The organism is Sphingomonas aerolata (assembly GCF_003046295.1).
Lineage (GTDB): Bacteria > Pseudomonadota > Alphaproteobacteria > Sphingomonadales > Sphingomonadaceae > Sphingomonas > Sphingomonas aerolata.
On sequence record NZ_PZZN01000002.1, the window covers coordinates 244,968 to 268,599 of the forward strand.

20 protein-coding genes and 1 tRNA gene are annotated in these 23,632 nt (G+C 66.0%); 16 read left to right on the top strand and 5 right to left on the bottom strand.

Annotated features, from left to right (window positions below):
- Window positions 1-350 precede the first annotated feature (350 nt).
- The 5 genes from C8J24_RS08495 to C8J24_RS08520 all read left to right on the top strand — a co-directional run bounded on the left by C8J24_RS08495 (window position 351) and on the right by C8J24_RS08520 (window position 5,684).
- Window positions 351-419: transfer RNA gene (locus tag C8J24_RS08495), tRNA-OTHER, on the top strand.
- 644 nt (window positions 420-1,063) lie between these two features.
- On the top strand, window positions 1,064-1,642 hold the full coding sequence (locus C8J24_RS08500; protein ID WP_167396733.1) for a hypothetical protein: 579 nt from the start codon (window positions 1,064-1,066) through the stop codon (window positions 1,640-1,642).
- Window positions 1,639-1,950 carry a hypothetical protein gene (locus tag C8J24_RS08505; protein WP_056408968.1) on the top strand — a complete coding sequence of 104 codons (312 nt, stop codon included), beginning with the start codon at window positions 1,639-1,641 and terminating at the stop codon, window positions 1,948-1,950. The genes C8J24_RS08500 and C8J24_RS08505 overlap by 4 nt, the downstream gene beginning before the upstream one ends.
- Before the next feature lie 476 nt (window positions 1,951-2,426).
- On the top strand, window positions 2,427-4,496 hold the full coding sequence (locus tag C8J24_RS08515; RefSeq protein WP_244180575.1) for a TonB-dependent siderophore receptor: 2,070 nt from the start codon (window positions 2,427-2,429) through the stop codon (window positions 4,494-4,496).
- Entirely contained in the window at window positions 4,497-5,684 is a 1,188-nt protein-coding gene (locus C8J24_RS08520; protein ID WP_107931740.1) for an acetyltransferase domain-containing protein, read from the top strand. It abuts the gene before it with no gap.
- Window positions 5,685-5,747: 63 nt separating this feature from the next.
- Here the strand turns inward: C8J24_RS08520 and C8J24_RS08525 are convergent, their stop codons facing one another.
- Both C8J24_RS08525 and C8J24_RS08530 read right to left on the bottom strand, forming a co-directional pair.
- Window positions 5,748-6,089, bottom strand: coding sequence for a PilZ domain-containing protein (locus tag C8J24_RS08525; protein ID WP_031395616.1), 342 nt, complete (start codon window positions 6,087-6,089; stop codon window positions 5,748-5,750).
- Window positions 6,090-6,143: 54 nt separating this feature from the next.
- On the bottom strand, window positions 6,144-8,024 hold the full coding sequence (locus C8J24_RS08530; RefSeq protein WP_244180576.1) for a methyl-accepting chemotaxis protein: 1,881 nt from the start codon (window positions 8,022-8,024) through the stop codon (window positions 6,144-6,146).
- Between the two features lie 180 nt (window positions 8,025-8,204).
- Between C8J24_RS08530 and C8J24_RS08535 the strand changes: the two genes are divergently transcribed.
- Complete coding sequence (locus C8J24_RS08535; protein WP_244180577.1) at window positions 8,205-9,317, top strand: carbohydrate porin; 1,113 nt, start codon at window positions 8,205-8,207, stop codon at window positions 9,315-9,317.
- Window positions 9,318-9,405: 88 nt separating this feature from the next.
- Here C8J24_RS08535 and C8J24_RS08540 read toward each other — a convergent pair whose 3' ends face one another.
- Entirely contained in the window at window positions 9,406-11,307 is a 1,902-nt protein-coding gene (locus C8J24_RS08540) for a putative bifunctional diguanylate cyclase/phosphodiesterase (protein WP_167396734.1), read from the bottom strand.
- A complete protein-coding gene (locus C8J24_RS08545; protein WP_107931744.1) occupies window positions 11,304-12,434 on the bottom strand; it encodes an FIST signal transduction protein in 1,131 nt (376 codons plus the stop codon). The genes C8J24_RS08540 and C8J24_RS08545 overlap by 4 nt, the downstream gene beginning before the upstream one ends.
- Window positions 12,435-12,645: 211 nt before the next feature.
- Here C8J24_RS08545 and C8J24_RS08550 point away from each other — a divergent pair, with 211 nt between their 5' ends.
- From C8J24_RS08550 to C8J24_RS08560, 3 genes are read left to right on the top strand one after another with little or no spacing between them, the layout of a single operon-like run.
- The gene (locus C8J24_RS08550) at window positions 12,646-12,882 is read left to right on the top strand and encodes a YozE family protein (protein ID WP_107931746.1); all 237 of its coding nucleotides are present in this window, start codon (window positions 12,646-12,648) and stop codon (window positions 12,880-12,882) included.
- Window positions 12,882-13,136, top strand: coding sequence for a helix-turn-helix domain-containing protein (locus C8J24_RS08555; protein ID WP_107931748.1), 255 nt, complete (start codon window positions 12,882-12,884; stop codon window positions 13,134-13,136). The genes C8J24_RS08550 and C8J24_RS08555 overlap by 1 nt, the downstream gene beginning before the upstream one ends.
- A 32-nt stretch (window positions 13,137-13,168) precedes the next feature.
- Window positions 13,169-13,645, top strand: a complete 477-nt coding sequence (locus tag C8J24_RS08560) for a hypothetical protein (protein ID WP_107931750.1) — start codon at window positions 13,169-13,171, stop codon at window positions 13,643-13,645.
- Window positions 13,646-14,035: 390 nt separating this feature from the next.
- On the opposite strand, the gene C8J24_RS08565 is transcribed toward C8J24_RS08560, so the two are convergent.
- Window positions 14,036-14,515 (bottom strand): SRPBCC domain-containing protein, encoded by a 480-nt coding sequence (locus C8J24_RS08565; protein WP_107931753.1) that lies wholly within the window; start codon window positions 14,513-14,515, stop codon window positions 14,036-14,038.
- Between the two features lie 297 nt (window positions 14,516-14,812).
- Between C8J24_RS08565 and C8J24_RS08570 the strand changes: the two genes are divergently transcribed.
- The 7 genes from C8J24_RS08570 to C8J24_RS08600 all read left to right on the top strand — a co-directional run bounded on the left by C8J24_RS08570 (window position 14,813) and on the right by C8J24_RS08600 (window position 23,619).
- Window positions 14,813-15,691, top strand: a complete 879-nt coding sequence (locus tag C8J24_RS08570) for a TorF family putative porin (protein WP_107931755.1) — start codon at window positions 14,813-14,815, stop codon at window positions 15,689-15,691.
- Window positions 15,692-15,797: 106 nt separating this feature from the next.
- A complete protein-coding gene (gene kdpF / locus C8J24_RS08575; protein ID WP_022685962.1) occupies window positions 15,798-15,887 on the top strand; it encodes a K(+)-transporting ATPase subunit F in 90 nt (29 codons plus the stop codon).
- A gap of 14 nt (window positions 15,888-15,901) precedes the next feature.
- Window positions 15,902-17,605: a potassium-transporting ATPase subunit KdpA gene (gene kdpA / locus C8J24_RS08580; RefSeq protein ID WP_107931757.1), complete on the top strand. Its 1,704-nt coding sequence runs from the start codon at window positions 15,902-15,904 to the stop codon at window positions 17,603-17,605.
- 12 nt (window positions 17,606-17,617) lie between these two features.
- On the top strand, window positions 17,618-19,654 hold the full coding sequence (kdpB, locus tag C8J24_RS08585) for a potassium-transporting ATPase subunit KdpB (protein ID WP_107931759.1): 2,037 nt from the start codon (window positions 17,618-17,620) through the stop codon (window positions 19,652-19,654).
- Between the two features lie 12 nt (window positions 19,655-19,666).
- Window positions 19,667-20,257 carry a potassium-transporting ATPase subunit KdpC gene (gene kdpC / locus C8J24_RS08590; RefSeq protein WP_107931762.1) on the top strand — a complete coding sequence of 197 codons (591 nt, stop codon included), beginning with the start codon at window positions 19,667-19,669 and terminating at the stop codon, window positions 20,255-20,257.
- Window positions 20,257-22,932: a sensor histidine kinase gene (locus tag C8J24_RS08595; protein WP_107931764.1), complete on the top strand. Its 2,676-nt coding sequence runs from the start codon at window positions 20,257-20,259 to the stop codon at window positions 22,930-22,932. Before kdpC ends, C8J24_RS08595 begins: the two co-directional genes overlap by 1 nt.
- On the top strand, window positions 22,933-23,619 hold the full coding sequence (locus C8J24_RS08600; RefSeq protein WP_056679288.1) for a response regulator transcription factor: 687 nt from the start codon (window positions 22,933-22,935) through the stop codon (window positions 23,617-23,619).
- Window positions 23,620-23,632 lie beyond the last annotated feature (13 nt).

The following is a 23,632-nucleotide window of genomic DNA, read 5'->3' on the forward strand; positions in this document are numbered from 1 at the left end:
AACTCTAAGCTGTCGTTCGTCATCGGATGCAGTGTCACCATCCGCAACGCGCCGTACTGCGGCCGGTCGGGCTTGTGCTTTTTCGTATGGAAGAATGTTGTGAAGCCTGCTGCGACCAGTCCGTGCGATCGCAGCTAATCGCCGGCCCTCAGTGCGTATTCCGACAGTGCGCCCATCATTCGCTTCAAGTTGCAGATCGTCGTCCCGAACGACCGTATTACCGCCATACCATTCCGCCGCGGCTCGACCGTAGTTGAAGCGAAGTGAATCTTGGTATCGCGCTGGTATCGCAGATTGGTCAATTTGGGCGTTTTGATGCCAAGAATGCCGCTAGTAACCCACGGTTTTCTGCGGTTTTCGCCAGAAATGGTCGCATTCGTAATGCGGGGGTCACAGGTTCGAGTCCTGTAAGCGCACCATACTACAGAAGCGCGGTTGAGCAGGGCGAATTTTAAGATTTGCTCGCGTTGCGCTTGACTTGTAGGATAATGTTGCTCAGATGTTCTCACCGCAGCAATAGGCGGGGGATGGCATGGTCCAGACATCAGGCACCCGTAAGCGGACCGCATTTTCACGGTGGCTACGGACGGGCATGGTGCCATCGGCGCTAGGTCCTGACGGTCTCGAATTCAAATCAATCCATGGCATGATCCGGCGGACGGCCGGTTTACATTTGCAGGCGCGGGGCGCCGTGATGGACCGACCCAAACCGATACGACGAGCGCCAGAAACGATCGTGCGCGTTCTGGGAGCGGTCGCGCTCCAAGCCCAGGGGATAATCATACATCGCGGACCGCAAAACCGCCAAAGGCTGAAACGCCCCGCGCCCGATCGCTCACGGGCGACGACCCGAAATCGGTAGAACGCAGGTCGGCCAAGGCGCAGTCCACGCGGATCCCGGGAGCGCGGCCCGGTGGTCAGCCGAACCCCGTCGCCGAATTTGTTGGTGGCGTCGGTCAGGGACTTTATGATGTTGGGGGAAGGAACCGTGGCGGGCGTCCATGCTGCGCTAACAACAAATCCGGTAACGACTGTTCGCAACGCCGGCCGTGGCATCGCGGCCATGATCGACACCGCAATCGCTGCTGAGGACACCCCGGCCCATATCCAGGCCTCCCGCGCGGCAAGCGCCGTTGCCAACGCCTCGGCGCGGGATATCGGTCGCGCCGCAGGAAAGGTTGCTGGGAACGTCGCGCTGGCGGTAGCGCCGGGGGCGGCGCTCTCCAAGGCTGCCGCATTGCGCCGACTCGCTATCGCGAGGCCGCGTATAACCTTTGACCCGCCGCAAATCGGCTGGGTCAAGGAGACGACCAAGTCAAAAAAGCCTTGGAAACCCTATAACGATTCGGCGCCCGGCGCGCGCGCCGGTCAGGCGCCAATGTTGATGCGGACGATGCCCAACGGTTCTAAGCGGCCGGTGAAGTTTGACGGCATTCAGGGCGATTATATGGTCGACCGAAAACGGGCTGTCGTAAACAGGCCTCGTTCGCGGGCCCAGATTTTGCGGCAATCGGAGGTATTGGCACAACACCGTCTGATCGGGACGTGGGAGGTCCCTACGCCTGTCGAGAAAACCAAAGCACTGAAACTGCTCAAGCAGATGAGCATCACGAACATCCACGTAAGGGTTGTGAAGCCATGATCGCTATGCAGGTTGCAGAAATTATCGCGGAGTATGCCGTGTTCCTCGAACTGACCGACGACGAGGAACTTAACCCTGACACCGCCGTGAAGATGATGGAAGCCTTAGCTAGCCATCTTCAAGAGATGGACAAGGGATTTCTCCGTGAGCTCGTGAACGCGTTTCCGATCATAGCGGAAGAATATAGTGGCGAGGCGCAAGAGGTGGTGCGCAACATATCTTATGGCTACTATCTTGAAGAGGCTCTTGCAGTTGACGACCCGGTCAAGCTGGCCAGATTGGAAGCGTTGCGCGACGCGAGGGGCTGAGCGGCCGTCGCTGTGACCCATGAAAACTTCTAAATCCCACTTCGTAGCGCCGCGGTTGCGCGCGAGCGTCGTGAGGCTGTGGCGCATAGGTACGAGCGCCACTCGCGGCCCTTCGGCGTCCGAGCTTCGTAAGCATGCTGTCCCAGGCCCGGTCGACATCCTGCACCGCTCGCCCGTGATAATTGACCAGCCGGCCGCGGCCGGCGCGGTCCCCCAATTTGATATACGTGAGGTCGCGTATTCGGCCCATAGCCGGCGATCGAGCGTCGGGAGGACGGGCGGCAAAGCTCGATGCTTCTTGTTTTGCGTCCTGCCCTGCAGGTTCAGGTCGATCGTTCGTGCACCTGGCCACCACTGCGGTCGGCCGCGTTGCCATAGCGGAGTGGTGACGTTAGGAGACAACATATCATCGCATATGAGGAAGTCTCTTGGCACGCTGGACGATGCGGACTGTGACACGATTATCGGGCGGGGCTGTGCCGCTTCGGCTGCGGCACACGCTTGGCGCGATCGGCATGATGGCAGGGTCGCCCGCGGTTGCGCAGGCCGTGGAGGAGCCGGCGGAGCGCAACGAGATCGTCGTGCTGGGGACCCGGACGTCGCGGGACGCGACGCTTTCCTCCGATCGCGCGACCGAAGTGATGTCGCAATCGAGCCGGTCGCTCGAACAGGACATCCTGCGTGCGGCGGGCACGTACCGGTTGAGCGACGCGCTGGAATTGGTGAGCGGCAGCAGCCAGCAGAATAATCGCGGAGGCTTTGCCGATAATTTCGCGATCCGCGGCTTCCTGAGCACCGCCGATGGCGGCGGCGAATATTATACCGATGGCTTCATCGCCAATCGCGGCAGCGCCCCCGCGCGGGACCCCGCGACCATCGAGCGTATCGAGATCCTCAAGGGCCCTGCCGGCGCCGTCTTTGGCGATATCGATCCCGCCGGACGGGTCAATATGGTCAGCAAGACGCCGCGCTTTGCATCACAGGCGTCGGCGACGCTGCACTATGGCTCGTTCGACACGCGTCGCATCGAACTCGACGCGACGGGGCCGCTGACCGGGACGCTGGCCGCGCGGATCGTGGTCGCGACCGAAGACAGCGACGGCTACCGCGATTTCGTGACGGTGAAGCGCCGCGTCGTGTCCCCATCGCTGACCTTCCGGCCGAGCGACGCCGTACAGCTCACCTATCTCGCCCAGCATATCGTCTATGACGCGCCGTTCGACCGCGGTGTGGCGGCGGTCGATGGCGATCCGCTCGCGCTGCCGGCGTCGCGGTTCCTCGGCGAACCCTCGAACGGGTCGACGCGCGCACGCGACACCCGCCACCAGCTGACCGGCGAAGCGCGGCTGGGCGGGACATGGTCGCTCGTCGGCGGCGTCGCCTATCGGACCGGCACGTTGCGGGGCTTTTCGGCGGATCCGTCGCGCCTCGTCGACGGACACACGCTGTGGCGACAGCGCCGCGAACGGGGTTACGAAGTCGAGGATCTGTCCGCACGTCTCGAAGTGCGCGGCGAAGTGCAGGCGCTGGGGCTTCATCGTCCGAGCCTGGGCATCAAGGGCTACACGCTCGACTATCTCGAACTGCTGAACCGCCGAAATCCGACAGCAGCCAATCCCTATGCGATCGACGTCTTCAACCCCGTCTATGGCGAGACACAGGCCCTGCCGCTTCTGCCCAGTATCGATCAGCGCGAAACGCGGCGCGTGGTGTCGCTCTACGCGCAGGACGCCTGGACGGTGACCGATCGGCTCGATCTCGTCGGGGGCATCCGCCTCGACGCCTATCGGCAGCAGCTCGCGCGCAATCTCGTCAAGGCGACGACCGTGTCCAGGGGGCGCCCGGTCAATTTCCGCCTCGGCGCGCGCTATGCCGTCAGCGACGCGCTCTCGGTCCACACCAACTGGGGTGAGTCGTTCCAGCCGAATTCCGGCAGTGGCGCGGGGGGTGTCGCGTTCGCCCCCGAACAGGGGCATGGCTACGAAATCGGCGCGGCGGGCCGCTGGCGCGGTATCGATGTCGGCCTGACCTGGTTCGATATCAAAAAGAGCAACGTCCTCACGACGGATCCGAACGACGCCAATTTCCTGGCGCCGGTGGGATCGCTGACGAGCCGCGGCGTCGAATTCGATGCGTCGCTGCGGCTTGCCGCGCGGTGGCAGGCAGTGGTGAACTATGCCTGGACCCGGGCGCGCACCGACGATCGGTCGTTCGCCACGCCGCTGGCGCTGAACGTCCCCGATCATTCGGCGACCGCCTTCCTCGTGCACCGCTTCGATCCCGGCACCGGCCGGGACTGGCAGATCAGCGGCGGTGTCGCCTATGTCGGCAAGCGGTCCGGCGCGACCGACGCCAGCGGGCTCATGCTGCCCGATTATGTGAAGGTGAAGGCGTCCGCCGACATTCCGCTATCGAGTTCGCTGACGGTCCGCGCCGAGGTCGATAACCTGTTCGACGAGCGGTACGCGCAAAGCTCGTACAATTCGGTCTGGATCTATCCAGGCGCGCCACGCACCGTGCGCGCGTCGCTGCGAGCGGAATTCTGAATGGCGATAATGACGGACCAGACGCGCGCTGCCGCACCCGATCGCGATATCCCGCGCAGGCGACTGGAGAGCATCGACGCGGTGCGCGGGATCGTGATGATCCTGATGCTGCTTGACCATCTGCGCGAGACATGGCTTGTCCTTGTTCCCATGCCCGATCCGGTGGATGCGAACACGGTCATGCCGGCACTCGCGATCGCGCGCTTCGCCGCCAGCTTCTGCGCGCCGATCTTCGTCGCGCTGACCGGCCTTTCCGCCTATCTCTTCGGCGTCAGCCACACGCCGCGCGAAACCGCCGCCTTCCTGGCAAAGCGCGGGTTGCTGTTGATGGCGATCGACGTGCTGTACCTCTCACCACTTTATTGGGGGGTGGTGCCGCAGCCGACCTTCTGGCTGCAGGTGATCTGGTGCCTCGGCCTGTGCATGATCCTGCTCGCCGGGCTGATACGGCTCCCCCGGCCGGCACGGATCGCCCTGGGACTGGTGCTGGTGTGTGGCCACAATCTGCTCGATCCCGTTCGGCTGCACCAGGGGGACACGCTGTTTCCGGTCTGGGCGCTGCTGCACCAGCGTGACGTGATCGCCCTGCCGTTCGGGTTCCTTGCCAGGACGACCTATCCGATCCTTCCGTGGCTGGGGGTCATGCTGCTCGGTCACGCGATCGGGCCGTGGTTTGACCGCATGGCCGAATCCGCGCAGCGCAGGCGATATCTGACGCGCCTCGGCATCGGGATGATCGTCGGCTTCATCACGCTGCGCGCGTTCAACCTCTATGGCGACGCGCCCTGGCACGTGGTGGAAAACAGCCCGCTGCGGACGGTGATCAGCTTCCTGTCGATGACGAAATATCCACCGTCGCTCCTGTTCCTGCTGCCGACCCTGGGCGGCGGAGCGCTGCTGCTGGCGCAATGCGAGCGACTGGCGAGTTCACGGCTCGTGTCCGGTCTGGCCGTCTTCGGTGCCGCACCGATGTTCTTCTATCTGTTTCATCTCACCATGCTGCGCATCCTCTATCACGCGGCGCTGGCGTGGTGGGGGCCGACCGACGGCGCGGTCTTCATGGTCGATGGCTATGCCTGGGTGCTCATATGGTACGTCGCCCTGATCATACCGTTTGCGCTCCCGACGATGTGGTTCGCACGGTTGAAGCAGCGTCGTCGGGATATTGCGTGGCTCCGGTTTTTCTGATGGCAGGTCCGCATCGGCGCGGTGACGACGCGATCACGCGGCTCCCGACGGGCATGCCGCAGCTCAGGCGGCGTGTCTGACGGCCATCGCGACGATATGTTCGATCACCTGTTCGGGGATCGGGTTGGCGACCTCCAGCCCGAATCCCCCGAGATAGGACCACGCCACCCAGCCGGGATATTGGGCGAGCCCGGGTATGTCGAGCGAGAGAAACCGGCCGATCGTGACGCCATATTCGGACTGGATATTGAAACCCCGGGACGAGACGTTCTGAACGATCGCCGCGTGCGTGTCGCCGAAGCCGGTGACGATCGTCACGGGGAGGCTGATCGCACGACGCGTGCAATTGCGTCGATCGAGCAGATCGTGGCTGATGTCGCTGGCGAGGCGGCGGTAGGTCTTCATATGCCAGCCCTAGGCCAACAACCCTAATGCCGCGTTAAGCACGCGTCGCTCGCGTCAAAAGGCGGCGAACCCGTAATCCGCGTCCTCGTCGATACCAACCGGGGCGGGGGGCGTGGTGGTCGCCGATCGAGACGAGCGCAGGCGCGTGTCGCCCTGTAGGTCCGGTTGCCCGGTCATCTGCCGAAATGCCCCGGCGCCACGCTGCGCGCCCTCGATGCGGAATTTCGCCGCCTGGTCCGACAGCGCCGCGACTTCGGCGGTCAGGTTGCGCGCCGCCGCGGAGGTCTGTTCGACCATCGCCGCATTCTGCTGCGTTGCCTGGTCCATCGCGCCGACCGCCATGCTGACCTCGGTAATCGCGCTCGACTGCGCACGATTGTCGTCCGCCATCCCGGCGAGCAGCGTGTGCACGCCGCGCACATCCGTCGAGATCGCCGACAGCGCACCATCGACCCGCTGCACGCGTTCCACCGCGGTGCCGATATCGGCCTGCGTCGCGGTCAGCTGGTCGCGCGCGCGTCCGGCCTCCTCCTCGGCACGCATCGCCAGCGCGGACACGAGGTCGGCGACGACCGCAAACCCGCGGCCCGCCTCGCCGGCACGCCCTGCTTCGACCGCGGCGTTCATCGCCAGGACGCGCGTCTGGAACGCGATCTTGTCGAGTCCTTCGATCACGCTGTCGATCCCGGTCGCGCTTTCGCTGACCCGGGTCATCGCCTGGACCGCCTCGTCCGCGATCCTGCGCCCGTCCGCCACGGTGGTGATCGCGCCGTCCGCCCGCTCGACGGTCTGGCCCGCGGCGACAGCGGTAGCCCTGAGGCGCTGATCCATCTGCGCGATCGCGGCCGCGGTCTGCTCGAGGCTGGCGGCGTTGCTTTCGGTGCGCCGGGCGAGATCCTCGCTCGCCTGCGCGATCTCCTGTGATCCGGTCCGGATCATCATCGCGCCTTGCGCGACCGATCCGATCAGCCCGCGCAGGCTGGCAAGCGCGCTGTTGAAGTTGCTCTTGAGCCCGGTGAACGGCGCATGCAGATCCGCGACCACCTCGGCAGTCAGATCGCCCTGCGCCAGCGCGGTGAGGCCGGTGCCAAGGCTGTCGACGATCAGCGCGGCCTGTGCCTGTTTCGCTGCCTCGGCCGCCTGAAGCTGGTTGCGGAACGCCAGCATCGCCTTCGCCATGTCGCCCAGTTCATCGCCACGATCCGCGCCCGTCACCTCGGCCACAAGATTGCCCTCGCCGAGCGCACGCATCGTGCCGGCAAGGACCACGATCGGCTCGACGACCCGGCGCTGTGCGAGCACGACGAAGGCGAGCGTCCCGGCGATGCCGACCGCCAGCGTGATGACGAGCAGGATCATCGCGATCGTGCCGACCTGCTCCGCTCTCTCGGCAGACCGTGTCGAATTCGTCTCGATCGCATCCGACGCCGCGCCCATCGACACTTCGAGCACGCGGAACTGATCGAAGAACCGGGGCAGCATCGCACGCGCGGCGACCGGATCGCGGCCGACGCGATCGATGACCTGCGTCGCGACACGGACATAGGCCTCCATCGGCGCCGCCAGCCTGGACGTGACCGCGGCGACTTCGGCATCGCCGGTGTACGCCGAATCCGCTGCGATCCCCTCGCGCAGGGCAACGAGATGCTCGCGGAAATCCTTCTGGATATCATCCGGCTTGATCGCGCTGCCGGGCTCCGCCGCCTGGAATGTCGCGAGCACGTCGCTGCGGATCGCGTCGTGCATCATGTCCGCACCCTGGTGGTTGGAGAGCAGCGTCGTCGCATCGGTCAGGCGGTGCAGCGCGGCGCTTTGCATCCACGCCGCGCCGATGCCGGTCACACCGCAGAGCAGCATCAGTCCGAACAGGACCATGCCCGCCATCCGGATCATACGGGTCAGCGACATCGCATCACGCGACCTGGACTTCGTCATCATAGTTTTGCTGGCCTGTTCCGTACTGGGACAAATTTCGACTTCTATAATAGGCGGGAATGCAGTGCTCGGAGGTGGCGCGTGGATATTATGACGGTGCCTCGACTGGTCGGACCCGCCCTATTACTGTCCGGAGCCTGGACGTTACCTGTCTGGGGGCAGTCCGGCCCGCCAGAAGTCGTGCAAGACCCCCCGCCACGTGCCGTCGCGATCACGGGACGCTATGTCGTCGATCTCATGGGCAACGTCGCTGGCGGCGACGCGCGGGGCGCGCGCGTGCTCGACAATTTCGAGGTCACGGCCGATGGCGACCTCGACCGGCTGGCCGGCTGGCGCGGCGCGCGCGCGCATCTCCATGTGCTGAGCAATCAGGGGGGATCGATCAATGCGCTGGCGGGGACGCTGCAGGGCGTCGACAATATCGAGGTCGCTGACGGCCGCGTGAAGCTGTACGAGGCGTGGGTCGAACAGGATCTTGCGGGTGGACGCGCCGCGCTGCTGGTCGGGCTGTCCGATCTGAACGTCGACTTCTATCAGAATGATTCCGCGGGCATGCTGGTCGCGCCGGCGTTCGGCATCGGCTCGGAGCTCGCGGCGACGGGGCCCAACGGGCCTTCGATCTTCCCTTCGACCGCGCTGACGATGCGACTGAAGACGTCGATCGGCACATCCGGCTATTTCCACGCTGCCGTCGTGAATGCGCGGGCAGGGGTGTTGGGCGATACGACGGGGATCGACCTCGGAATGCACGACGGCGCGCTTCTGATCGCGGAGGCCGGGACACGCGCCAACGGCAAGCTGGCGTTCGGTGCGTGGCGATACACACGGCAGCAGGACGACATGCGGGCGTGCGACGGCAACGGCGATCCGGTCAAACGGACGGCGATCGGTGCCTATGTGCTGGTCGATCAGCGGCTGGTCGGTGACGACGGCCGGGGCATTGATCTGTTCCTGCGCGCGGGCATATCGGACGGGAAGACGACGCCGTTTCGCGGCGGCTTTCAAACCGGGCTGCTTGCACGCGGCCTCGTTCCCGGACGGCCCGACGGGCAATTCTCGATCGGCGTCGCGCAGGGCCTGTTATCGCAGGCTCTCCGTCAGACGGTGCGCGATGCCGGCGATCGCGCCGACGCCGCCGAGACGGGGATCGAGATCACCTATCAGGATCGCGCGGCGCCCTTCCTCGCGGTCCAGCCCGACGTGCAATATGTTCGCCGCGCCTATGCCGGCGCAGGCCGCCGGTCGGCGTTCGTGGTCGGGCTGCGGCTGATCGCCGAAGTTTCACGTCGCTGACGGTCAGCCTCATCGCGGCTCCTACGGGTCCCCGGGGACTGGCGTTGCCGTGAGCAACGGCCAGCCGCGTCCGATCTGCGCAGCCGGCTCAGGCGGCCTGTGAGTGAAGCGCGTGCATGCGGGAGACGAAGGGAAGCGTTTCGACGAACGGCACGGGGCGGCTGAAATAGTAGCCCTGCGCGCTGTCGCACTTCTCCGCGACCAGGATATTCAGCTGGTCGAGCGTCTCGACCCCCTCGGCGGTCGACAGGATCCCGAGGCTCCCGCAGAGCCCCGTCACCGCACGCACGATCGCCAGGCTGTCGCTGTTGGTGCCGAGATCGCGGACGAACGACTGATCGATCTTGACCCGGTCGAACGGGAAATTGCGGATATGGCTCAGCGACGAATAGCCCGTGCCGAAATCGTCGAGCGAGATGAGCACGCCGAGTTGCTTGATGTCACGCAACTGTTTCAGGACGCTCGCCGTGTCGTCGAGCATCGCGCTTTCGGTGATCTCCAGTTCGAGGCGACGCGGATCGAGGCCGCTGACACGCAGCGCGTGTGCGACGACCGCCGGCAGCGTCCCCGACTTGAACTGCAGCGCCGAAAGATTGACCGCGATCTTGACGCTGTCCGGCCAGCATGCCGCATCCCGACAGGCGCGCGTCAGGACGAATTCGCCGACCGCGCCGATCAGCCCGATCTCCTCGCACACGCTGATGAATTCGTTCGGGGGAATGATGCCGCGTTCGGGATGATACCAGCGTGCGAGTGCCTCAAAGCCGACCACCGCATGCGTGCCGATCGCGACCTGCGGCTGGTAGTGAACCTCGAACTCTTCTGATTTCAGTGCACGGCGCAGTTCGATCTCGAGCTCGCGCCGGCGGGTTGCGAAGACGTGCATGTCGGGCGTGTAGAAACAATAATTGCCGCGCCCGCCCGCCTTGGCGCTGTACAGTGCGAGATCGGCATCGCGGAGCATCACGTTGGGGTCGAGCGCGTCGACCTCGACCATGGTGACGCCGATGCTCGCGCCGATCTGGATATGGTGACCACCAATCTCAAAGGGTTGCGTCAGTGCCTCGATGATGCGGCGGCATAAATGCTCGATCGCATGGTCCGACGTGACATGCTGGACGAGGACCGAGAATTCGTCGCCACCCAGCCGGGTCACGACGTCATGATGCCGGACCAGCGTGACGAGGCGCGATGCTACCGCGACGAGCAGCGCGTCGCCGACCGGGTGGCCGAGCGTGTCGTTGACGAGCTTGAACCGGTCGAGGTCGAGACACAGCATCGCGCAGCGATCACCGCTGCGGGCGTTGCGCATCATCTCGTCGAGCCGTTCGCGCAGCATGGTACGGTTGGGAAGATCGGTCAGGGCATCGTGCCGCGCCAGATGCGCGAGGCGCGCGGACGCGTTGCGCGCTTCGGTGACGTCGGCAACGGTGTCGAGAAATCCGCCATCGACCAGCCGGGTGCGCTCGATCGTGATGGTCCGTCCATCCGGCCAGCGCTGTTCGATCCTCGCGCCATAGGCGGAGGCCGCGCCGTCATATTCCTCGACCAGTCGGCGATGCTCGTCAGCCGTGCTGACTGACAGACAGGGACTGTTGCTGAGCAGCTGGTCGAGCGTCAGGCCCGGGACGGCATGATCGAGCCCGTAGATGTCGAGGAACCGCTGATTGGTCAGCACCAGCCGCCGGGACGCATCGAACAACGCGAGCCCCTGGTTCATGTTGTCGAGCGCGGCCTTGAACCGCAAATTCTGAAGCGCGCTTTCCGCCAGCGCGACCTCCAGTTCCTGCGCCATCAGGCGGTTCGCGCGATCCGATCGCCGCCGGTCGACATCGGTTTCGGCATAGGTCGCCGACACCAGCGCGAGCAGGCGATCGGTGTCGATCCCGCCGTCGGGCCGTCGCGCGCGTTCCGCTTGGCGTGCCGCGATCCGGTGCAGCACAGGTGGCGCCGAGGCGATCGGGGGCGGCGGCGAGGGCGGGGGCTTCACGCACATTCCCCGATCAGCGTGATCGTCATCGTCTGATTGTGGAGGCACGGCACCGCGGTCTGATTTTGCGGCGCGATCTCGCCATAGGAATAGAAGCCCGCCAGCGCGATGTCCGGGCCTAGCGCGGCGGCGACCGCGGCGATTTCCTCTTCGGTGCGCTGGCCCATCAGCAGCCGCCGCCCGACACAGCTGATCGCGAGGCACGCGGAGGGTGACGTCCCCCATGCGATCGTCTGGTCGAGCGCGTGGTGCACCGCGGTCGACGCGCCGTTGATCAGCTCGTCGAACATCCCGCGCATCAGCCGTGCCTTCCACCCCTGCGGCATGTCGCCGGCAAAGGTCAGCGTGCCGGCGTCACGGTCGATGGCGAGCAATGTGCGCACGACGCGAACATCGGGGTGGGCGGGATCCCAGATCTCGAGCGGATAGAGCAGCCCCGATGCGGGCAGATCCACCGCCTCCTCACCGAGATAGCGCTCGTACAGCGCGAGCGCCGGCTCGCCGTCGAGTCCGCGCAGTGTCGATCCCGCCGCATCGTTGATCGTGCGTACGGGGCCGAAGGGCTGCCAGCCGCCCGCGCTGCCATGCGCGAACCGGACATGGTCGCCGTAGAAGCCGATGGCGGCGACGACGTCTGCGTGGTGTTCGCCGCGTGCCAGGATCCGCGTGTCCGCAAACCGCGCGCCATCGCCTGCCAGCCCGCCGCTCAGCGCGACGCTATCGCCGATCACGGTACGGAGGCCGGCGACGAGTGCGCTGCCATTGACGTTCAGGCCGTTCGACAGGACGAATATGCCCGACAGGTCGTCGGCTGAGAGGTCCTTGCCAAGCGCGGCACCTGCCGCGAACGACAGGTCGGACGATGGCAGTGGCTGCACCGCGAGCCGCAGCTCGGTCCGGTCGAATCCCATGCCGAGGATGACGACCCCGTCGTCGTCGAGCCGATCACCTTCGACCATCGTCCCCGAACTGCAGCCGACGATCATCGCGGTGTCGTAGCGGTGCGCGAGCCGGTCGATGAGCGTGCGATCGGCAAGGCGATCGGTCGGGCCGAACACGATCACCAGATCGGGGGCCGCCGGGAACATCGCCGATTCCCTGTTCGCGTTGATTTGCTTCGACCACATGAGCGCCGTCCCGGAAATGGCAGTGAACGCTGCTTGTGCCGGTGGACTGGTTTCCGGCCTGTTGCCGGCGACCTAAGGGAAACCCCTTAGTCAGTGTGCCTATTCCTCCAGCCCGGAGCTGACCGATCGCACATGAACGACCCAAGCCCATTGAGAACGAAACAAGAACAGGATAGAAGTGCCGTCATCGAGTCGGCAGGAGGATCAGGCGATGGACAGGGACGATGACGGGGTTCAAACGACGCGCGAGACATTCGGCAGGTGGCTGCTGAAACAGCGCGATCGCGGCGACTGGATCGATCCGGTCGCGGATGCGGCACGCGCCGATCGTCAGTTTCCGAAGGACGGCGACCCGGAAGCCGTACGCAAGCGCCTGCGCGAGATGTCGGCGGATGGCGATGCGTTCGCGGCGATCGACGATGCCGAAATGGACTGGATGGTGCAGTAATGGGCGCGCGACTTCGCCTGGCGCTGGTGCCGGCAGATCCACGTCAGGCGTTGCGCCAGCTGGCCGACGAGCGCGGAGAGAGCCTTTCCGCTTTGTCGCGCATGATCGACCGGTCGCCCGGCTATCTGGCGCGCTTCATCAGCGAGGGGCGTCCGGCGGCCCTGACCCATGACAATCACCATCGGCTCTGCACGTATCTCGGCGCGGGGGAGTTCGGGCTCGGGATTCGCGACATCTGGGTCCCGCGCACATGACGCGGCGCTGCATCGGGCGCCGTGCGTGACCAATGTCCGATCCTGCAAAACCGCCCACGCGTGCGCGGCTGATCTACACCGCGCTGTGCGTGCTCGACCAGACGATCGACGATTGCTGTCCGCACCCGGTGAAGCCAAATCCGGGGCTGCGGCTGGCGCTGGCCTTGCTGCATTTCTGGGGTGAGGGCGACCGGTCGCCGTTCGACCAGTTCTGGCGGGTGGTCACCGCGGCACCCAATGCGATCACGCGGACGCCGGACACGCGGGCGACCTATGCCCGGACCTATCTCAGCGCGATCTGCCGGCAGGTCGGAATGCCGCTCAGCGTCGATATGCTGATCGGCCTGCGCAAGGCGCGCGGCCTGCCGACCTATGAACGGCCGCCCGCCGCTTGCCTGTGCCCGGTGATGGCAGAAGCGCCACAAGACGACGGCGGCGACCCGATAAAGGCCGCTGGACGCTCGCCCGGTCGTGATGCTGCCGTTGGAAAAGGAGGGCAGGGCGCGTGACGGGGCGCTGTCTGTCTCGATCCGGGATTCGCGGATGACATGAGGCTTGTCCGCCGCGGCCATATTTGAGACGCTCGTCGCAGAGCTTACTGCTCCAAGACGGTAAGAGCTCGGCATCCCGCCCGCGACATCGACGGTGTCACACGGAGCGGGCGGGATGCTTCACACATTATCAACTAGTTGATCCTAATCAAGCACTCGAGGCTCTCGCCTCCAGTGACGAGTACCCTCAGCGCCCCGCCATGATCTTTCACACGGACATGCGGGGCGCTTTTCTCGTCTTTGGCCAAGGCACGGGATCCATGCCGTAGCGGACAGCTGGGCGGGTCTGGCAAACGCGCCATGGCTCCGGCGAGCATATACTCCCAGAGCAGCGGTTCCCGACCCGCGCTATCGATCCTGGCCGGCGAGCAATGCGCCGAGTTGTCCCAGCTGCTCCGGCAAGCCTGCCGCCGAGCCCTGCAGTGCCTCGTCGAGCGCTTCCCGGGATGGATAGAATTCGCGAAACGTCAGCAGCGTCTGCGCATCACGGTCCTCGAAGGTCACTGTCGTGATCGCGCCCTCTTCGCCTTCGTCATTGGTCCAGACGATGCGGTCGTTCGGTACCACCTCGATATACCGGCCGTAGAAGGTCATGATATTGGAGCCGCCGGCGCTGAACCCTAGCCGGTATGTGCCGCCGGTGCGGACGTCGAGGTCGCAAGAGACCAGCGAAATGCCGGCGGCGGACTTCGGTACCCACCATCGCTGGAAGAGATCGGCCTGGCTCCACGCCTCATAGACGGTGCTGCACGGCGCATCGAATGTCCGCGTTACGACGAGTTCGCGATCGCCGCAGCGCTCGACCGCATTGCTACCCTGGCTGTCCATCGTTTTCCTCCTGCTTCAGGTCACGGATCACATTCTCCAATGCGGCAAAGCGGGCCTCGCAAAGCTGCTGGTGTGCCTCGATCCACATCGCCCCCGCGGCGAGGCCGCGCACGCCATCGCCAATTTGGCGCCGGTTTATCACCGGGCATATCGGCCCACAGCGTAAAAAATGCGCCAGCTATATGCGCGCTATATGCCATTTCCCGGAATCGATCTCGAATTGCTACGATCGATGCGCCTAATCGCACATCCCTGAAGGCATCGTCGTGTGACGAGCGCCGTTCAAGGGGTGCATCAATGAAGTTCCGTCATGCGGCCATGGTCGTCGCGATCCTCGCTCTTCCCGTCACCGCGCAGGCGCAATCGACACCCGGCGACAAGGCCGAGGCCGCTGCAGACACCGCTCCCCCGGCAACGCTGACGGTCAGCGGTTCGGCGACGATCGCCTCCGACTATCGGTTTCGTGGCGTGTCGCAGTCCGACCGGGAAATGGCCGTCCAGGGCGGCATCACGGTGTCGCACGCAAGCGGTCTCTATGCCGGCGTCTGGGGATCGAACCTTGCCGGCTGGGGGACGTTCGGCGGTGCCAATATGGAGCTCGACCTGATCGGGGGCTACAAGGCGAAGCTTGCCGATAACGCGACGCTCGACGCCGGGCTGACCTGGTACATGTATCCGGGTGGCGCGGACAACACCGACTTTGCCGAGCCCTATGCCAAGCTGACCGGCACCGCCGGTCCCGCAACGCTGACCGCGGGCGTCGCCTATGCGCCCAAACAGCAGGCGATCGGCAAATGGTATGCGACCGGCGCGGATGCGGTAGCGGGCGTCTATACGAGCCCGGGCGACAAGGACGACAATCTGTACCTGTGGGGCGACGGTGCGCTGGCCATCGCCGGCACACCGATCACCGCCAAGGCGCATGTCGGGCACAGCTGGGGGCAGGATGGACTGGGGCCGAACGCGACCGCGGTCGCGCCGACCGGCGAATATTGGGACTGGTCGCTCGGCGCGGACGCGACCTGGCACAGCCTGACCTTCAACGTCAGTTACATCGACACGGACATTTCGGGTGCCGAGGCGACCTATCTGCGCCCCAGTTTCAGCAAGGGACAGGACGGCAGCGGCAACATCGCCGGCGGCACGATCGTCGCGTCGCTGACCGCGGCCTTTTGAGGAGACGTGGAGATGGACGACCTGCTCTGGATCCTCGTCATGGTCGGGCTGGTGGCGGCGACGCTCGCTTATGCCCGGCTCTGCGACAACGCATGAGGACGCACGCATGACGCTCGACCTCTGGCTCGCGGCGCTGACCGCGCTTGGCCTTCTCATCTACCTGGTGGCGGTCCTGATCCGCCCCGAACGCTTCTGAAGGAGGCGGACACCATGACATTCCAGGGCTGGATCCTGATCCTCGGCTTCGTCGCCATCCTGCTCGCGCTGACCAAACCGGTCGGCGTGTGGCTTTTTGCCCTTTACGAGGGGCGGCGCACACCGCTCCACATCGTGCTCGGTCCGGTCGAACGCGGCTTCTACACGCTCGCCGGCATCGACCCGAATGCCGAGCAGGGTTGGCGGCGCTACGCGCTGCACATGCTATTCTTCAACGTTGCGTTGATGGCGTTCACCTATGCCGTGCTGCGCCTGCAGGGCGTGCTGCCGGGCAATCCGCAGGGGCTGGCGGGGCTGTCGCCGCATCTGGCGTTGAACACCGCGATCAGCTTCACCACCAACACCAACTGGCAGAGCTATGGCGGGGAATCGACGATGTCGAACCTCAGCCAGATGCTGGGGCTGACGATCCACAATTTCCTGTCCGCGGCCACCGGGATCGCGCTGGCGTTCGCGCTGTTCCGCGGCTTCGCGCGGCGCGAGTCCAAGGCGATCGGCAATTTCTGGGCGGATATGACGCGCGTCACGCTCTATATCCTGCTGCCGATCTCGATCGTCTACGCGCTGTTCCTGATCGCCAGCGGCGTGCCGCAGACGATGGCGGGCGTCGTCGACGTGCAGACGCTCGAGGGCGCGAAACAGTCGCTGCTGCTCGGCCCGGTCGCGAGCCAGGAAGCGATCAAGATGCTCGGCACCAACGGTGGCGGCTTCTTCAACGCGAACTCCGCGCACCCGTTCGAGAACCCGACCGCGCTGACCAACCTCATCCAGATGCTGTCGATCTTCCTGATCGGTTTCGGGCTGACCTGGACGTTCGGCAAGGCGGTCGGCAACACGCGTCAGGGCTGGGCGATCCTGTCGGCGATGGTGATCCTGTTCCTCGCGGGCGTCACCGTCACCTATTGGCAGGAAGCCGCGGGCAACCCGGTACTCCAGCATCTCGGCGTCGCGGGCGGCAATATGGAGGGCAAGGAGGTCCGCTTCGGGATCGCCGCGTCGGCCTTGTTCTCGGTGGTCACGACCGCGGCGTCGTGCGGCGCGGTCAACAGCATGCACGACAGCTTCACCGCGCTCGGTGGGATGATCCCGCTGTTCAACATGCAGCTCGGCGAGGTCGTCATCGGCGGCGTCGGCGCAGGAATTTACGGCTTCCTGCTGTTCGCGATCCTCGCGGTGTTCGTCGCGGGGCTGATGGTCGGGCGTACGCCCGAATATGTCGGCAAGAAGATCGAAAGCCGCGAAGTGAAGCTCGCGGTGCTGGCGATCGCGGTGCTGCCGTTGATGATCCTCGGGCTGACCGCGCTGTCGTCGGTGCTGCAACAAGGGCTGGCGGGGCCGCTCAACAAGGGGCCGCATGGCTTCTCGGAGATCCTCTACGCCTTCACCAGCGCGGTCGCCAACAACGGTTCCGCCTTTGCAGGGCTGACCGCCAACACGCCTTATTACAACGGGCTGCTGGGCGTCGCGATGTGGGTCGGGCGGTTCTTCATCATCGTGCCGATGCTCGCCATCGCCGGGAGCCTGGCCGCGAAGAAGTACACACCCGAAAGCGCGGGCTCGTTCCCGACGACGGGCGGGCTGTGGGTGGGGCTGCTGGTCGGCATCATCCTGATCCTGGGCGGTCTCACCTTCCTGCCGGGCCTCGCGCTCGGTCCCATCGCCGATCATCTCGCGATGATCAGCGGCACATTGTCCTGATCGGGGGCCACCATGGCAAAGACCCAGACAAAAAGCCTGTTCACGGCCGACCTCGTCGTCCCCGCGATCAAGGCGTCGTTCCTCAAGCTCAATCCAAAGGAACTGATCCGCAATCCGGTGATGTTCGTCACCGCCGTGGTCGCGGCGTTGATGACCGTGCTGCTCGTGGTCGGGCAGGATAATCTGTCGATCGGCTTCAAGCTTCAGCTCGTCATCTGGCTGTGGCTGACCGTGTTGTTCGGCACCTTTGCCGAAGCGCTCGCCGAGGGGCGCGGCAAGGCGCAGGCGGCGTCGTTGCGCGCGACCAAGGCGGAACTGACCGCCAAGCGGTTGAAAGGCGACGGGCGCGAGTTCGACGCGGTGCCCGCCAGCCAGCTCAAGGTCGGCGACATCGTGCTGGTCGAGACCAACGACCTGATCCCGTCCGACGGTGACGTCGTTTCGGGCGTGGCCTCGGTCAACGAGGCGGCGATCACCGGCGAAAGCGCGCCGGTGATCCGCGAGGCCGGCGGCGACCGCTCGGCGGTGACCGCGGGCACGCGCGTCATCTCGGACGAGATCCGCGTCAAGGTGACGGTCGAACCCGGCAAGGGCTTCCTCGACCGGATGATCGCGCTGGTCGAAGGTGCCGAGCGCCAGAAGACGCCGAACGAGATCGCACTGACGCTGCTGCTCGTCGGGCTGACGATCATCTTCCTGATCGCGGTCGGCACCGTCCCGGGCTTCGCGTCCTATGCCCGCGGGTCGATCCCGGTGGCGATGCTGGCGGCGTTGCTGATCACGCTGATCCCGACGACGATCGCGGCGTTGCTGTCGGCGATCGGCATTGCGGGGATGGACCGGCTGGTGCGCTTCAACGTGCTCGCCAAGTCGGGACGCGCGGTCGAGGCGGCAGGCGACATCGACGTCCTATTGCTCGACAAGACCGGTACGATCACGATCGGCGACCGGCAGGCGAGCGAGTTCCGCGCGGTGTCGGGCACCAGCGCGCAGCAACTCGCCGAAGCCGCGCTGATCGCCAGCCTTGCCGATGAGACGCCGGAAGGCCGATCGATTGTGCTGCTCGCGCGCCAGACGTTCAACGTTGCGACTACCACGCTCCCTACCGGGGCCGAGATCATCCCGTTCACCGCGCAGACACGCATTTCGGGGGTGAAGATGGCCGACACCTTGATCCAGAAGGGCGCGGTGGATTCGATCCTGCGCGCCAATGCCGGATCGGGCGAAACCGCCGCGGCGACCGAACTGCGCCGGATCACCGACGAGATCGCTCGCGCCGGCGGGACTCCGCTTGCGGTCGCGCAGGACGGGCGCCTGCTCGGCGCGATCTTCCTCAAGGACGTCGTCAAGGCCGGCATCCGCGAACGGTTCGGCGAGCTGCGCGCGATGGGGATCCGCACGGTGATGATCACCGGCGACAACCCGCTGACCGCGGCGGCGATCGCGGCCGAAGCCGGGGTGGACGATTTTCTCGCCCAAGCGACGCCCGAGGACAAGCTGGAGCTGATCCGGAAGGAGCAGACCGGCGGCCGGCTGATCGCGATGTGCGGCGACGGCACCAACGACGCGCCCGCGCTCGCGCAGGCCGATGTCGGGGTCGCGATGAACACCGGCACGCAGGCGGCGCGCGAAGCGGGCAACATGGTCGATCTCGACAGCGATCCGACCAAGCTGATCGAGGTCGTCGGCCTCGGTAAGCAGCTGCTGATGACGCGCGGGGCGCTGACGACCTTCTCGGTCGCCAATGACGTCGCGAAATATTTCGCGATCATCCCGGCGATGTTCGTCGTGCTCTATCCGGGGCTTGGCGTGCTGAACGTGATGCGTCTCGGGTCACCGGAAAGCGCGATCCTGTCGGCGATCATCTTCAACGCGGTCATCATCCCCTGCCTCGTCCCGCTGGCGCTGCGCGGCGTCGCCTACAGGCCGATGGCAGCTGGACCGCTGCTTGCACGCAACCTCGCGGTGTACGGTCTGGGTGGCCTCGTCGCACCATTCATCGGCATCAAGCTCATCGACCTTGTGGTCGGTGGCCTCGGTCTCGCATAAGGAAAGACAGACATGGGCAAGGATTTCACCTCCGCGCTGCGACCGGCGATCGTCATGACGATCTTGTTCGCGGTCCTTCTCGGGCTCGTCTACCCGCTCGCCATGACCGGGATCGGCCAGGCGATCTTCCCCTCTCAGGCGAACGGCAGCCTGATGCGCGATGCGCGCGGGACCGTCATTGGCTCGACCGTGGTGGGGCAGGCGTTCACGACCGATCGCTATTTCCAGACGCGGCTATCGGCGGCTGGCAAGGGCTATGACGGTCTGGCGTCGTCGGGGTCGAATCTCGGACCGGCGAGCCAGGCGCTGGTCGATCGCGTGACGCCCGACGTCGCGAAACGCCGTGCCGAGGGTGTGGCCGGTCCGGTGCCTGCCGATCTGGTCACCGCCAGTGGCTCGGGGCTCGATCCCGACCTGTCGCCCGCCGCCGCGCTGGCCCAGGCGCCACGCATCGCGCGTGTTCGCGGCGTGCCGGTCGAGCAGGTTCGCGCGTTGGTCACGGATGCGACGGATGCGTCCATCCTCGGCGAGCCGCACGTCAACGTGCTGGCGCTCAACCGCGCGCTCGACGCCCTGTCGGCCTCGGGCGCGCCCGCGCGCTGATGCCGGTATCGGGCGACGGCAGACCTGATCCCGACGCCCTCCTGCGCGCCGCCGCGCAGGAGGGCAGGGGACGTTTCAAGGTGTTCCTCGGCGCCGCGCCCGGGGTCGGCAAGACGTTCGAGATGCTGTCCGAGGGCGCCGCGCGCCGCCGCGACGGCGTCGACGTCGTCGTCGGCGTGGTCGAGACGCACGGCCGGGCGGAAACCCAGGCGCTGACCCGCGGCCACGAGATCATCGCGAGGCGGGCGATCGCCTATGAGGGCCGCACGCTCCAGGAGATGGATCTGGATGCGATCCTCGCGCGCGCGCCGCGCCTCGTCCTCGTCGACGAGCTCGCACACACCAATGCGCCGGGCAGTCGCCACCCCAAACGCTATCAGGACGTCGAGGAACTGCTGGTCGCCGGGATCGACGTCTATTCGACCGTCAACATCCAGCACGTCGAGAGCCTGAACGACATCGTCGCCAGCTTCACCCGCGTCCGGGTGCGCGAGACGGTGCCCGACAGCGTGCTGGAAATGGCCGAGATCGAGGTCGTCGACATCCCGCCCGACGAGCTGATCGAGCGACTGCGCGCCGGCAAGGTCTATCTGCCGCACGAAGCGACGCGGGCGCTGTCGCACTTCTTCTCCAAATCCAACCTGTCCGCCTTGCGCGAACTTGCGCTGCGGCGCGCGGCACAGGCGGTCGACGCGCGGATGCTCGACGACGTTCGTGCACTCGGGCTCGGCGGCACCTGGGCGGGCAGCGACCGGATCGTCGTCGCGATCAACGAATTGCCCGGTGCCGACACGCTCGTGCGTGCCGCCAAGCGCGTGGCCGACGGGCTTCGGGGCCCCTGGACCGCGCTCTTCATCGAAACCCCGCGCGTCGCAAATTTCTCCGACGCCGAACATCAGCGCGTTGCCGCGGCGATGACGCTGGCGACGCAGCTCGGTGCAGCCGTCGCGACGGTGCCCGCGACCGATGTGGTGGCGGGTATTCAGGGCTTTCTCGCCGATGCCCGCGCGACGCAGCTGGTCATGGGAAAGTCGCACCGGTCGCGGTGGTTTGAGTTTCTGCACGGTTCGGTCGTCGACCGGGTGATCCGCGATACTCCGGGCGTCACCGTGCATGTGCTGCCCGTGGCTGCAGACCCGCGCGGCCGGGACCGTGGTCGCCGCCGGCCGGCGCGGTGGGGTACGCCCGCCGGCTATGTGGTTACGACCGCACTCGTCGCGAGCGTCACCGGCGTCGCCAGTGCCCTGTTCCACATCCTCGATCTCGGCAACGTCGCGCTGTTGTACCTGTTGCCGGTCATGGCCGCGGCCAGCCTCTATGGCCTGCGGACCGGTCTTTACGCGGGGATCGCCTCCAGCCTTGCCTACAACTTCTTCTTCCTGCCGCCGGTCGGTACGCTGAGCATCAGCAATCCCGAAAATCTGGTCTCTGTCGTCGTCCTGCTCGCCATCGCGGTCGCGACGAGCCAGCTGACCTCACGTGTCCGGGCGCAGGCGGATCTGGCCGCGGCGAGTGCGCGGACCAACGCGACGCTCGCCGGGTTCCTGCGCCAGATCACGAGCGTTAACGACATCGACGTCGCGGCGCAGATGATCTGCGACGACGTCCGCGGGCTGCTCGACGTACAGGTGGTCCTGCTGGTGCCCGGGATCGGCAAGAGCCTGGAAATCCTCGCGGCCAGCGATGCCGGCTATCATCTCGGCACGATGGATACCGCCGCGGCGACCTGGGCGCTCGACACGGGGATGGCGGCGGGCAAGGGCTCGGGCACGCTCGCGGCATCGGAATGGCTGTTTCAGCCGCTGAAGGCCGGGGGCCATGTGCTCGGCGTGCTCGGAGTTGCGAAGGACAGCGCAGCCGACCCGGTTCGCGCCGACCAGCTGCCGTTGCTCAGCAGCCTGCTCGACCAGTCCGCGTTGGTGCTCGAACGGTTGCGGCTCGAGGTCGAGATGCGCGATGTCGAGACCGTGCGGACGCGCGACCGGTTGCGCGCCGCGCTGCTGTCCTCGGTGAGCCATGACCTGCGCACGCCGCTGACCGCGGTCATCGCCGCGGCGGACCAGCTCGAGCATGGCGCGACACCCGACCTGATCGCGACGATCAAGGCCGAGGCCGCGCGGCTCAACCGTTTCGTCGCCAATCTGCTCGACATGGCACGGGTCGAGGCGGGCGCGCTGAAGCTCAACATCGAACCGACCGACCTGAGCGATGCAGTGACGGGCGCGGCGCACGATGCGCGGCGCGCGCTGGAGGGCCATGCGGTCCGGCTCGACGTCCCGCCCGACCTGCCTTTGGTCTATACCGACCCGCAGCTGCTCCACCATTGCCTGCTCAACCTGCTCGACAATGCGGGGCGCTACGGCGATCCCGGAACCGAGATCGTGATCGAGGGGCGGCACCGGTTCGGCGAGCTTCGTCTGGCCGTCATGGATCACGGACCCGGCCTGCCGCCGGGCAAGGAAACCGAAGTGTTCGAGACGTTCCGCCGCCTCGAAGGGTCCGATCGCGCGGTGGGCGGAACGGGTCTCGGCCTCGCGATCGTCAAGGCGTTCGCGGAGGCGATGGACATGACGGTCGAGGCCGGGAACCGCGACGATGGTAGCGGAGCCGCCTTCGCGCTGATCTTCCCCCGCGGGCTCATCGTCCGCGACCTCAAACCCGAAAGCATCGCCTGAATGCCCGCAAAGATTCTCGTGGTGGACGACGAAGCCGCGATCCGCCGCCTGCTGCGCAACACGCTCACCCGCGCGGGCTATGCCGTGGTCGAGGCCGAGGACGGGCGACAGGCGCTGCAGCAGGCGGCGGTCGAGCATCCAAGCGCGGTCCTGCTCGACCTCGGCCTGCCCGACCGCGATGGGTTGAGCCTAATCCCGCTGCTAAGGACGCACGGCGATGCGGTGATCCTGGTGGTGTCGGCGCGCGATGCGGTCGACGAGAAGGTCACAGCCCTCGACCTGGGGGCGGATGATTTCATCACCAAACCGTTCGACAGCGAGGAACTGCTGGCCCGGCTGCGCGTGGCGCTGCGTCATCATGGACTGTCCGAAACCACGCCGAAGATCGTACGCACCGGCGATGTCAGCATCGATCTCGATCGCCGGGTCGTGTTCCGGGGCGCGGAGGAACTGCATCTCACCCGCAAGGAGCACGACGTGCTTGCGGTGCTTGCCCGGCACATCGGCCGCGTCGTGACGCATCAGCGCGTGCTCGCCGCGGCCTGGGGCGGCGAGGAGGATCCGCGCGTCGAATATCTCCGCATCGTCATCCGCAACCTGCGGCAGAAGCTGGAGCATCCGGGACCAGTCGGCAGCGTGATCGCCAACGAACTGGGCGTCGGCTACCGCTTGCGTGCCGATGCGTAGCGAGGTCCTTGCG

Bases quoted from the DNA above. Each gene is read 5' to 3' on its own strand.
- C8J24_RS08500 (WP_167396733.1), top strand. From the start codon at position 1,064: ATGATCGACACCGCAATCGCTGCTGAGGACACCCCGGCCCATATCCAG.
- C8J24_RS08505 (WP_056408968.1), top strand. From the start codon at position 1,639: ATGATCGCTATGCAGGTTGCAGAAATTATCGCGGAGTATGCCGTGTTC.
- C8J24_RS08520 (WP_107931740.1), top strand. From the start codon at position 4,497: ATGGCGATAATGACGGACCAGACGCGCGCTGCCGCACCCGATCGCGAT.
- C8J24_RS08525 (WP_031395616.1), bottom strand. From the start codon at position 6,089: ATGAAGACCTACCGCCGCCTCGCCAGCGACATCAGCCACGATCTGCTC.
- C8J24_RS08530 (WP_244180576.1), bottom strand. From the start codon at position 8,024: ATGACGAAGTCCAGGTCGCGTGATGCGATGTCGCTGACCCGTATGATC.
- C8J24_RS08545 (WP_107931744.1), bottom strand. From the start codon at position 12,434: ATGTGGTCGAAGCAAATCAACGCGAACAGGGAATCGGCGATGTTCCCG.
- C8J24_RS08550 (WP_107931746.1), top strand. From the start codon at position 12,646: ATGGACAGGGACGATGACGGGGTTCAAACGACGCGCGAGACATTCGGC.
- C8J24_RS08555 (WP_107931748.1), top strand. From the start codon at position 12,882: ATGGGCGCGCGACTTCGCCTGGCGCTGGTGCCGGCAGATCCACGTCAG.
- C8J24_RS08560 (WP_107931750.1), top strand. From the start codon at position 13,169: ATGTCCGATCCTGCAAAACCGCCCACGCGTGCGCGGCTGATCTACACC.
- C8J24_RS08565 (WP_107931753.1), bottom strand. From the start codon at position 14,515: ATGGACAGCCAGGGTAGCAATGCGGTCGAGCGCTGCGGCGATCGCGAA.
- C8J24_RS08570 (WP_107931755.1), top strand. From the start codon at position 14,813: ATGAAGTTCCGTCATGCGGCCATGGTCGTCGCGATCCTCGCTCTTCCC.
- kdpF (WP_022685962.1), top strand. From the start codon at position 15,798: ATGACGCTCGACCTCTGGCTCGCGGCGCTGACCGCGCTTGGCCTTCTC.
- kdpA (WP_107931757.1), top strand. From the start codon at position 15,902: ATGACATTCCAGGGCTGGATCCTGATCCTCGGCTTCGTCGCCATCCTG.
- kdpB (WP_107931759.1), top strand. From the start codon at position 17,618: ATGGCAAAGACCCAGACAAAAAGCCTGTTCACGGCCGACCTCGTCGTC.
- kdpC (WP_107931762.1), top strand. From the start codon at position 19,667: ATGGGCAAGGATTTCACCTCCGCGCTGCGACCGGCGATCGTCATGACG.
- C8J24_RS08595 (WP_107931764.1), top strand. From the start codon at position 20,257: ATGCCGGTATCGGGCGACGGCAGACCTGATCCCGACGCCCTCCTGCGC.
- C8J24_RS08600 (WP_056679288.1), top strand. From the start codon at position 22,933: ATGCCCGCAAAGATTCTCGTGGTGGACGACGAAGCCGCGATCCGCCGC.